Source organism: Glutamicibacter sp. JL.03c (genome assembly GCF_025854375.1).
Taxonomy (GTDB): Bacteria; Actinomycetota; Actinomycetes; order Actinomycetales; family Micrococcaceae; genus Glutamicibacter.
This window is the reverse complement of sequence record NZ_CP107575.1, coordinates 98,859-110,357: the sequence shown is the minus strand read 5'-3', so window position 1 is coordinate 110,357 and position 11,499 is coordinate 98,859. Positions and strand designations below refer to the sequence as shown.

At 54.3% G+C, this 11,499-nt stretch carries 3 protein-coding genes and 4 rRNA genes; 1 reads left to right on the top strand and 6 read right to left on the bottom strand.

All coding sequences use genetic code 11. The annotated features are described in order from the left end of the window. Positions 1-184: 184 nt before the first annotated feature. Positions 185-1,710 (bottom strand): 16S ribosomal RNA (locus OF385_RS00510). Between the two features lie 958 nt (positions 1,711-2,668). Between OF385_RS00510 and OF385_RS00505 the strand changes: the two genes are divergently transcribed. Further along, positions 2,669-3,112, top strand: a complete 444-nt coding sequence (locus OF385_RS00505) for a MepB family protein (RefSeq protein ID WP_264276485.1) — start codon at positions 2,669-2,671, stop codon at positions 3,110-3,112. 18 nt (positions 3,113-3,130) lie between these two features. Here OF385_RS00505 and OF385_RS00500 read toward each other — a convergent pair whose 3' ends face one another. The 5 genes from OF385_RS00500 to OF385_RS00480 form a co-directional block, all read right to left on the bottom strand. Further along, positions 3,131-4,327 (bottom strand): type II toxin-antitoxin system HipA family toxin, encoded by a 1,197-nt coding sequence (locus tag OF385_RS00500; protein WP_264276484.1) that lies wholly within the window; start codon positions 4,325-4,327, stop codon positions 3,131-3,133. Continuing rightward, positions 4,324-4,524, bottom strand: a complete 201-nt coding sequence (locus OF385_RS00495; RefSeq protein WP_022877199.1) for a helix-turn-helix transcriptional regulator — start codon at positions 4,522-4,524, stop codon at positions 4,324-4,326. Before OF385_RS00495 ends, OF385_RS00500 begins: the two co-directional genes overlap by 4 nt. Positions 4,525-5,620: 1,096 nt before the next feature. Next, a 5S ribosomal RNA gene (gene rrf / locus OF385_RS00490) occupies positions 5,621-5,737 on the bottom strand. A 174-nt stretch (positions 5,738-5,911) separates the two neighbouring features. Then, positions 5,912-9,043 (bottom strand): 23S ribosomal RNA (locus OF385_RS00485). A gap of 575 nt (positions 9,044-9,618) precedes the next feature. Then, positions 9,619-11,144 (bottom strand): 16S ribosomal RNA (locus tag OF385_RS00480). Together the 16S, 23S and 5S rRNA genes form the textbook arrangement of a ribosomal RNA operon. Positions 11,145-11,499 lie beyond the last annotated feature (355 nt).

Below are 11,499 nucleotides of genomic sequence, written 5' to 3'. Positions count from 1 at the left end.
TACTCACCAGCAACAACACCATGCAGCCACAGCCAGTACCCCACACACACCACACAACCCCACAAAGGATCGAACAGCATGCATGCCTTCCAGTACTGAGTCCATTGATATTCCACCCATGAGCAACCCACCCGCACCACACTCGGGCACAGACATGGGCAACCAAAAATGGTTAGCTCCTTAGAAAGGAGGTGATCCAGCCGCACCTTCCGGTACGGCTACCTTGTTACGACTTAGTCCCAATCGCCAGTCCCACCTTCGACGACTCCCCCCACACAAGGTGGTTAGGCCATCGGCTTCGGGTGTTACCAACTTTCGTGACTTGACGGGCGGTGTGTACAAGGCCCGGGAACGTATTCACCGCAGCGTTGCTGATCTGCGATTACTAGCGACTCCGACTTCATGGGGTCGAGTTGCAGACCCCAATCCGAACTGAGACCGGCTTTTAGGGATTAGCTCCACCTCACAGTATCGCAACCCATTGTACCGGCCATTGTAGCATGCGTGAAGCCCAAGACATAAGGGGCATGATGATTTGACGTCATCCCCACCTTCCTCCGAGTTGACCCCGGCAGTCTCCCATGAGTCCCCACCACTACGTGCTGGCAACATGGAACGAGGGTTGCGCTCGTTGCGGGACTTAACCCAACATCTCACGACACGAGCTGACGACAACCATGCACCACCTGTGAACCAGCCCCGAAGGGAAACCCCATCTCTGGAGCGGTCTGGCACATGTCAAGCCTTGGTAAGGTTCTTCGCGTTGCATCGAATTAATCCGCATGCTCCGCCGCTTGTGCGGGCCCCCGTCAATTCCTTTGAGTTTTAGCCTTGCGGCCGTACTCCCCAGGCGGGGCACTTAATGCGTTAGCTACGGCGCGGAAAACGTGGAATGTCCCCCACACCTAGTGCCCAACGTTTACGGCATGGACTACCAGGGTATCTAATCCTGTTCGCTCCCCATGCTTTCGCTCCTCAGCGTCAGTAAATGCCCAGAGACCTGCCTTCGCCATCGGTGTTCCTCCTGATATCTGCGCATTTCACCGCTACACCAGGAATTCCAGTCTCCCCTACATCACTCTAGTCTGCCCGTACCCACCGCAGATCCGAGGTTGAGCCTCGGACTTTCACGGCAGACGCGACAAACCGCCTACGAGCTCTTTACGCCCAATAAATCCGGATAACGCTTGCGCCCTACGTATTACCGCGGCTGCTGGCACGTAGTTAGCCGGCGCTTCTTCTGCAGGTACCGTCACTTTCGCTTCTTCCCTACTGAAAGAGGTTTACAACCCGAAGGCCGTCATCCCTCACGCGGCGTCGCTGCATCAGGCTTCCGCCCATTGTGCAATATTCCCCACTGCTGCCTCCCGTAGGAGTCTGGGCCGTGTCTCAGTCCCAGTGTGGCCGGTCACCCTCTCAGGCCGGCTACCCGTCGTCGCCTTGGTGAGCCATTACCTCACCAACAAGCTGATAGGCCGCGAGTCCATCCCCCACCGATAAATCTTTCAACAACCCACCATGCAGTAGGAAGTCATATCCGGTATTAGACCCAGTTTCCCGGGCTTATCCCAGAGTCGGGGGCAGGTTACTCACGTGTTACTCACCCGTTCGCCACTAATCCACCCTGCAAGCAGGGCTTCATCGTTCGACTTGCATGTGTTAAGCACGCCGCCAGCGTTCATCCTGAGCCAGGATCAAACTCTCCATAAAAAACAAAAAGCCACCGAAACCCCTCGGAAAATAAGGGAGAATCAATGAAAAAATCCTGGCGAATAAAAAACACTCAAGAACACTGCACGGGGGTGCAATGCCTCAAGCAAATGTCATGTATTCACCAAATAAAATAATTCGGTATCAACAAACTTGGCACACTATTGAGTTCTCAAACAACAAACACTTACCGGTTCTCCATTGCACAGCAATTCAGGCAATGATTTCGTCCAGCGTTATATTCAAATCTTATCACCGCGAATTTCTGAAAGTCAAATCAATTGTTTGTGATTTGAAACAGTATTCTTGGTTCCCATTCTTTCATCATTTTCCCACAGTGACCTGTGTGAAACCGTTGATTTTCTGGGGTTTCGCCGCTGTTTTGCATCCGGTTATTTCTTCCGTTTTGCTCTCGGCGACAAGGAAAAACTATACACAGGTTTGGGGGGCCGTGCAAATCGGGTGGCTGCTTTTTACGGGTGAGCGTCGACACTTAATTTCTGCATCGCTGTTTAGACCCCCGTTGCCCACCCAATAGCGAAGTACAAATGCACGTTTAGAGTCGCTCAAGGGGTCCCGGCTCTGCACTATGTACCGGACGTCTCCCCTTATTCCACTCTCTGAATCGCGAAGCAACGCGGTGGCCTCCCAGCCGCATCTACGAATGATGCCGTACCTGCGCAGTCGTACGTCTGAGCAACGGATATATACCGCAGCGAGGATCGAAGCTGAACGCGAGTGGCCTACAGGCATAATCCAGCCGGTTCAGGGACAGCAGAGCGCACGACAAGGCATACAGGCCAGGCAGTCCTCTCCTCGTGCCTGCGAGTGATTCTCTGCAGGTATCGCATTCAGCTACTGCGAAATGCGATGTGGCTGAGCTACAGGCCAACGTATAGTTCTCAATGACATCACTACTGTTCTTGGTGGACCGCCGGTAGCACATAGGAAGGCATGAATGACCTACACCGCGTTAGACCGCTACTGCCTCATCACTGGGCAGGCACACGGCGAAGTTATTCCCGAAGAGCAACAGAGCGATTACCAAGCCGGCATCGCTGAAATCGACGGTCAACTATGGCGAATAAGAACCGCAAGGACCACGCCAACGAAGTCTGGCGGCTTCGTAGCCATATGGCATCGCGATGAAACTGGATCCACCGCACCGTACGTTTCCGATGCAGAGCTGCACGGCGCAATGGTCTTTATCGAACAGTCCGAGTACTTCGGAGTCTTCCGCTTCACGCAGCAGCACCTCGAGCAGCTGGGCGCCTACGCATCAGCGACTGCTCCAGGGAAACGCGGCTTTCGCGTCTACCCTTCATGGGTCACTGGGCTCCATGGGCAAGCGAAGAAGAGCCAAGATGCCCAGCGGCCCGCATTCTTCGTGCTCGTAGACTGACAGCCGATACCTGGCTCTCTACTCCAGCTCCATCCGTCGGAACCTCAGTTCCCGTTGGGCACCGCGTAGTGGCGACCCCTCAAAGGGCAGCTCGTCGAGGTCTGCAGTGATTGCAGCCTTCAACGCGAGCTGGTTTGCCGACTGGGCAGCCCTATCCGCTAATCCGAGCTCTCCTGCAAGTTCGGCCCAGTGCTTCCTTTTCAGGTTCTTCGTTTTACCCGCGACAGTTAGAGCCATAGTGTCATCACCGTAGACCAAGGTACAGGGGACGTCGTATATCGGCGCGACATCGAAGCGTCCTTGCTCGTTTGCGAGGATCGAAACATTCTTTCCATGCAAGTCCCCGTTGCCGGTAAGCCAGGCGAAGACGAATTGGATGTAGAGATTCCGTCTAGCCAGAACCGGTGCCTGGCAGTGTTGAGATAGAGCCTGGATAACCTGCTCCGCGCTTACTGCATATTTGCTTGCCGGTGGAAGGTTGAGTACCTGCATGGCATCTTCCAACGGCAATCGTTCCGGTTGCGCCTCGAGCTCGACTGCCATGCGGTCAAAGCGCTCTACAAGCAGCCCGGGATTCGCCTTCGAATCCATTACCAGTTGATTCTTCGCGACCGGTAGTTTCAGAACTCTTGCTGCTTTGAGGTGCAGGGCCTCGTTTAACACCAGATGTGGATGGTCTCGAGGATCGAGCTTCAGCAGATAAGCACTGTTCTTGAATTCGACTGGTGTGGTCAACATGGTCGCGCTGATCTTGTCTTGAACACCTGGAATCGAATGGCGATCCAAAGTCCTTGAGAGCAGTGAGAAGTCGAGATCCTCCGTAGTGCTGAATTCAGCAACCACAGGTGTTTGCTCTAACTTCGATCCGGCCGGGATGACCCGGACATTGCCGGGGGTATCAGACCCGACGGCCATCAAGAGGGTCAGCTCGTCAGAGAGGCTCGTCTTCGTTGCATCTTTGAGAACGGTGAGTCGATGCCCCTCGGGTAATAGTCCTGAGAAGAAAGAAGGCAATGCGCCACCGGGCCCGACGTACGCGTAGCGGGCCGCCGGCAGGGATGTGGCTATGGCGGAGCCGCCATCGTGAAGATAGTGAACGTCGTAAGTGAAGGCAATGCTTCCGTCGTCTTGTCGGGTTAGGTACCCAGCCAAGTTGTCATTGCAATAGACATCAGCCTGGGCGACCAGCTTGAGTTCTTGGAGTGACGGAGTCATTTGGCCACTACGATTCTCAGGCCGAGTACGTCAGCCACGGAAAGTACGGCCTCTATGGAAGGGTTGCCGGCACCGCGTTCTATTGAACGCAACGTACGTTCAGAGATACCAGCCAACTCGGCGAGTTGTTCCTGAGTTAGACCATTTTGCTTTCTAGCGCGCTGCAATTCGGCTCCGAGCTCAGACACAGAATTCATAGATAGTCCTCTTCCGGCAGCATCTCGCCGATCAGCAACATTCCGCTCTCTATCATCCAGCACAAAAGAGGATTCGGCAAGAAATTACCGATATCTGCGATGAGTGGGGCAACTCGACCCGAATCGAACTAGAACGGCAAGATACTGCCGTGCAGATACGACCTAGCTAGAAATGTCGAGGCAGTCAGCAAGACATGCGAGCAACTACCCAGCCCCATTGGGCCGGCAATATCTGTTGTCGTCGATCCCGTTTCTGCCACGGTATTCCGGAAGAGAACTGACTTGCCTATGGGTGTTGGTTGCATTCACGGCGCCCTGTCGAAAACAGACCAGTTGCCCGGTTGGCTCTAGTTCTGCGCGCCCCCTATCGAGTACGCTCTCAAAATGGCCGAGAAACCGACTTCTTGAATTGGTCCCTGCCCCAAGTGATGTCATTTCCATAGTCCACAGGCTAGTAGAAAGCCGAAGGCCGAAGAACGATAGCCAGCGCGAGGCGCTATTTACTCAGCTTGGATTTATCTCGCGAATTAGCCAGGACAACCCCGATGAGCAATCCGCTCTCCGCATCAATCCCCTGGGCATTGGGCGTGGGAGCACTGTGCTCGGCACGTGGGGCACATACGAGGAAGACTTCCTTGATGTCACGCTTCATCTCTACACTTCAACAAACCCTGGGTCGGCCGAAACGCGGCAAGGTCTTCTTCAGATAAAGAACCAGTTGAGCGACCTCTATGGTCCAGCCACGCACCCCTGGGAAGATGAACAGCAGCCTCCATGCATATGGGAGTGGACTGGCTGGACGATCACTATGAATCTATTCAATGCTAGAGACAGTGCAGTAATGCTTACCGTCGAAAACACGGATCGAGCCCAACGCATAGACGCTGAAGAAGCAACCCGCTGATCTGAGCCCTTAAACAAGAACAAGGGGCGAGCTGATAGCCCACCCCGCCAACAACACCAGGCCAATCGCCGGCGGGCTTCGGCTGGCACCAACACCAAGCCGGCAACCAGCCCGCCACCAAACTACTGGTTAAACAGATGAGGCCCTGACACACACCGTGTGCCAGGGCCTCAAACCATCATCTCAAGTTAAGTCCGGCGGTGACCTACTCTCCCACACCCTCACGAGTGCAGTACCATCGGCGCAATGGGCCTTAGCTTCCGGGTTCGGTATGGGACCGGGCGTTTCCCCCACGCTATGACCGCCGTAACAATCACGAAGCACACAAACCAACTCATGGTGAACGTGTATTCGGTGCTACCAGCAAGACCACCAAGGGTCCTGCCTCAAACCTCATGTTTTCCGGTAAGAGGTTGTTGTCTCGTAACCGCATAGTGAACGCGAACAGCAATAATAATTGCTAGTAAAATATTGTTTTATTGTGTGTTGAAAGTCATCGGCCTATTAGTACAGGTCAGCTACACAAGTCTTCAGTCCTTGCTTCCACATCCTGCCTATCAACCCAGTGGTCTAGCTGGGGGCCTCACACACACAAGGTGCATGGAAATCTCATCTCGAAGCAGGCTTCCCGCTTAGATGCTTTCAGCGGTTATCCCTTCCCAACGTAGCTAATCAGCGATGCACTTGGCAGTACAACTGACACACCAGAGGTTAGTCCGTCCCGGTCCTCTCGTACTAAGGACAGCCCTTCTCAAATTTCCAACGCGCGCAGCGGATAGGGACCGAACTGTCTCACGACGTTCTAAACCCAGCTCGCGTACCGCTTTAATGGGCGAACAGCCCAACCCTTGGGACCTACTCCAGCCCCAGGATGCGACGAGCCGACATCGAGGTGCCAAACCATGCCGTCGATATGGACTCTTGGGCAAGATCAGCCTGTTATCCCCGAGGTACCTTTTATCCGTTGAGCGACGGCCCTTCCACGAGGTGCCGCCGGATCACTAGTCCCGACTTTCGTCCCTGCTCGAGCTGTCACTCTCACAGTCAAGCTCCCTTGTGCACTTACACTCGACACCTGATTGCCAACCAGGCTGAGGGAACCTTTGGGCGCCTCCGTTACATTTTAGGAGGCAACCGCCCCAGTTAAACTACCCATCAGGCACTGTCCCTGAACCAGATCATGGTCCGAAGTTAGGTGACCGGTACAGCCAGAGTGGTATTTCAACGATGACTCCACCTGAACTAGCGTCCAAGCTTCACAGTCTCCCACCTATCCTACACAAGCTGCACCGAACACCAATACCAAACTATAGTAAAGGTCTCGGGGTCTTTCCGTCCTGCTGCGCGTAACGAGCATCTTTACTCGTACTGCAATTTCGCCGAGTTCATGGTTGAGACAGCGGGGAAGTCGTTACTCCATTCGTGCAGGTCGGAACTTACCCGACAAGGAATTTCGCTACCTTAGGATGGTTATAGTTACCACCGCCGTTTACTGGGGCTTAAATTCTCAGCTTCGCCACAAGGGCTAACCAGTCCTCTTAACCTTCCAGCACCGGGCAGGAGTCAGTCCGTATACATCGTCTTGCGACTTCGCACGGACCTGTGTTTTTAGTAAACAGTCGCTTCCCCCTGGTCTCTGCGGCCCACACCCGCTCAAAGAAGCAAGTTCTCATCACGAGGCAGGCCCCCCTTCTTCCGAAGTTACGGGGGCATTTTGCCGAGTTCCTTAACCATGATTCTCTCGATCGCCTTAGTATTCTCTACCTGATCACCTGTGTCGGTTTGGGGTACGGGCGGACTGGGACCTCGCGCCGATGCTTTTCTAGGCAGCATAGGATCACCGAATCACCCGCCAAAGCGGGCGCCTATCAGGTCTCAGAACATATGAGCGGCGGATTTGCCAACCACTCTTCCTACACCCTTGGACCAGGTCAATTCCATTGCCTGGCTCGGCTACCTTCCTGCGTCACACCTGTTAATACGCTGACCTCACTGCATCGGTTCCCACCACACCACCAGCAACCATTCCCGAAGGAACACATCACCGGATCCGTCATGGTTAGCATCCACAGCTCAGTATGGGCGGTCCTTCGCCGGTACGGGAATATCAACCCGTTATCCATCGACTACGCCTGTCGGCCTCGCCTTAGGCCCCGACTAACCCAGGGCAGATTAGCTTAACCCTGGAACCCTTGATCATTCGGCGGACGGGTTTCCCACCCGTCATTCGCTACTCATGCCTGCATTCTCACTCGTATAGCGTCCACCGCTGGTTTCCACCGCGACTTCACCCGCTATACGACGCTCCCCTACCCATCCAAACACCCAATCGAAACCGGGCAAAAATTTGAATGACGCAACTTCGGCGGTGTGCTTGAGCCCCGCTACATTATCGGCGCGGAATCACTTGACCAGTGAGCTATTACGCACTCTTTCAAGGGTGGCTGCTTCTAAGCCAACCTCCTGGTTGTCACAGCAACTCCACATCCTTTCCCACTTAGCACACGCTTAGGGGCCTTAGTTGGCGTTCTGGGCTGTTTCCCTCTCGACTATGAAGCTTATCCCCCACAGTCTCACTGCTACGCTCTCACTTACCGGCATTCGGAGTTTGGCTAAGGTCAGTAACCTTGTAGGGCCCATCGCCTATCCAGTAGCTCTACCTCCAGCAAGAAACACGTAACGCTGCACCTAAATGCATTTCGGGGAGAACCAGCTATCACGAAGTTTGATTGGCCTTTCACCCCTACCCACAGCTCATCCCCTCCATTTTCAACTGAAGTGGGTTCGGTCCTCCACACGCTCTTACACGCGCTTCAACCTGGCCATGGGTAGATCACTTCGCTTCGGGTCTAGACCGTGCCACTCAAACGCCCTATTCAGACTCGCTTTCGCTACGGCTACCCCACACGGGTTAACCTCGCGACACAGCACTAACTCGCAGGCTCATTCTTCAAAAGGCACGCCATCACCCAGGAACAAGTCCCAGGCCCTGACGGATTGTAAGCGCACGGTTTCAGGTACTATTTCACTCCCCTCCCGGGGTACTTTTCACCATTCCCTCACGGTACTGATTCACTATCGGTCATCAAGTAGTATTCAGGCTTACCAGGTGGTCCTGGCAGATTCACACAAGGTTTCACGGGCCCCGTGCTACTCGGGTATCAACACTAGAACGGCAGACACGCATTACACCTACGGGACTATCACCCTCTATGGTCCGGCATTCCAACCGATTCACCTATACGCCTGCACCTCATCCCGCCAGCAAGATAGCACTGGCACATGTCAACCCCACAACCCCGATGATGCAACGCCTATCCGCTATCACACACCAACCGGTTTAGCCCCATCCGCGTTCGCTCGCCACTACTAACGGAATCACTATTGTTTTCTCTTCCTGCGGGTACTGAGATGTTTCACTTCCCCGCGTTCCCTCCACACAGCCTATACATTCAGCTGCAGGTCACACCACATAACATGGTGCGGGGTTCCCCCATTCGGAAATCCTGGCCTCAACGTCCGGTTATCGACTCCACCAGGCTTATCGCAGATTCCCACGTCCTTCATCGGCTCTTGATGCCAAGGCATCCACCGTGCGCCCTTAAAAACTTCAACACAACATCAAAGTCTCAAAAGTATGAGCAATAAAACAATCTAACAAAATCACGCAGACAAGACTCAAACACCAGGCAACCCCAGGAAAAGGGCCACCCGACTCATCTCATCCGCAAGATGCTCGCGTTCACTATACAGTTCCCAAACAACAACCCCGCACCCCCGCAACCACACCACCGGCAAAGGCAGCACGACCACGGCAAACACAGGACAAACACCGAAACACCAAGAACCCCACACCACAACAACAACCCCCACAAAAAAGGGGCCATCACCGCGGCCTGGAGGCTTGTTGCCTCAAAACCCAACAGCATGCCAAACCATACAAACCACACAACACCACCACCGCTTTTCCAACACCACAACAACCCCGAAAGATCATCATGCTGCGTACTCACCAGCAACAACACCATGCAGCCACAGCCAGTACCCCACACACACCACACAACCCCACAAAGGATCGAACAGCATGCATGCCTTCCAGTACTGAGTCCATTGATATTCCACCCATGAGCAACCCACCCGCACCACACTCGGGCACAGACATGGGCAACCAAAAATGGTTAGCTCCTTAGAAAGGAGGTGATCCAGCCGCACCTTCCGGTACGGCTACCTTGTTACGACTTAGTCCCAATCGCCAGTCCCACCTTCGACGACTCCCCCCACACAAGGTGGTTAGGCCATCGGCTTCGGGTGTTACCAACTTTCGTGACTTGACGGGCGGTGTGTACAAGGCCCGGGAACGTATTCACCGCAGCGTTGCTGATCTGCGATTACTAGCGACTCCGACTTCATGGGGTCGAGTTGCAGACCCCAATCCGAACTGAGACCGGCTTTTAGGGATTAGCTCCACCTCACAGTATCGCAACCCATTGTACCGGCCATTGTAGCATGCGTGAAGCCCAAGACATAAGGGGCATGATGATTTGACGTCATCCCCACCTTCCTCCGAGTTGACCCCGGCAGTCTCCCATGAGTCCCCACCACTACGTGCTGGCAACATGGAACGAGGGTTGCGCTCGTTGCGGGACTTAACCCAACATCTCACGACACGAGCTGACGACAACCATGCACCACCTGTGAACCAGCCCCGAAGGGAAACCCCATCTCTGGAGCGGTCTGGCACATGTCAAGCCTTGGTAAGGTTCTTCGCGTTGCATCGAATTAATCCGCATGCTCCGCCGCTTGTGCGGGCCCCCGTCAATTCCTTTGAGTTTTAGCCTTGCGGCCGTACTCCCCAGGCGGGGCACTTAATGCGTTAGCTACGGCGCGGAAAACGTGGAATGTCCCCCACACCTAGTGCCCAACGTTTACGGCATGGACTACCAGGGTATCTAATCCTGTTCGCTCCCCATGCTTTCGCTCCTCAGCGTCAGTAAATGCCCAGAGACCTGCCTTCGCCATCGGTGTTCCTCCTGATATCTGCGCATTTCACCGCTACACCAGGAATTCCAGTCTCCCCTACATCACTCTAGTCTGCCCGTACCCACCGCAGATCCGAGGTTGAGCCTCGGACTTTCACGGCAGACGCGACAAACCGCCTACGAGCTCTTTACGCCCAATAAATCCGGATAACGCTTGCGCCCTACGTATTACCGCGGCTGCTGGCACGTAGTTAGCCGGCGCTTCTTCTGCAGGTACCGTCACTTTCGCTTCTTCCCTACTGAAAGAGGTTTACAACCCGAAGGCCGTCATCCCTCACGCGGCGTCGCTGCATCAGGCTTCCGCCCATTGTGCAATATTCCCCACTGCTGCCTCCCGTAGGAGTCTGGGCCGTGTCTCAGTCCCAGTGTGGCCGGTCACCCTCTCAGGCCGGCTACCCGTCGTCGCCTTGGTGAGCCATTACCTCACCAACAAGCTGATAGGCCGCGAGTCCATCCCCCACCGATAAATCTTTCAACAACCCACCATGCAGTAGGAAGTCATATCCGGTATTAGACCCAGTTTCCCGGGCTTATCCCAGAGTCGGGGGCAGGTTACTCACGTGTTACTCACCCGTTCGCCACTAATCCACCCTGCAAGCAGGGCTTCATCGTTCGACTTGCATGTGTTAAGCACGCCGCCAGCGTTCATCCTGAGCCAGGATCAAACTCTCCATAAAAAACAAAAAGCCACCGAAACCCCTCGGAAAATAAGGGAGAATCAATGAAAAATCCTGGCGAATAAAAAACACTCAAGAACACTGCACGGGGGTGCAATGCCTCAAGCAAATGTTATGTATTCACCAAATAAAATAATTCGGTATCAACAAACTTGGCACACTATTGAGTTCTCAAACAACAAACACTCTCGACACCACAACCACCACAACACGGTGACTGCTTCGCTCCGGAGCAACTTTTCTAGCCTACCATGTTTCGTGATCCGGTCAAAACCGGTCGAAACCCTTCGGTGAAAAGTGATTGGCTGCCGGGTAAACAACTCTTAGATTCCGTGTTGTTTCCGTTCCGGCAACA

Bases quoted from the DNA above. Each gene is read 5' to 3' on its own strand.
- OF385_RS00505 (WP_264276485.1), top strand. From the start codon at position 2,669: ATGACCTACACCGCGTTAGACCGCTACTGCCTCATCACTGGGCAGGCA.
- OF385_RS00500 (WP_264276484.1), bottom strand. From the start codon at position 4,327: ATGACTCCGTCACTCCAAGAACTCAAGCTGGTCGCCCAGGCTGATGTC.
- OF385_RS00495 (WP_022877199.1), bottom strand. From the start codon at position 4,524: ATGAATTCTGTGTCTGAGCTCGGAGCCGAATTGCAGCGCGCTAGAAAG.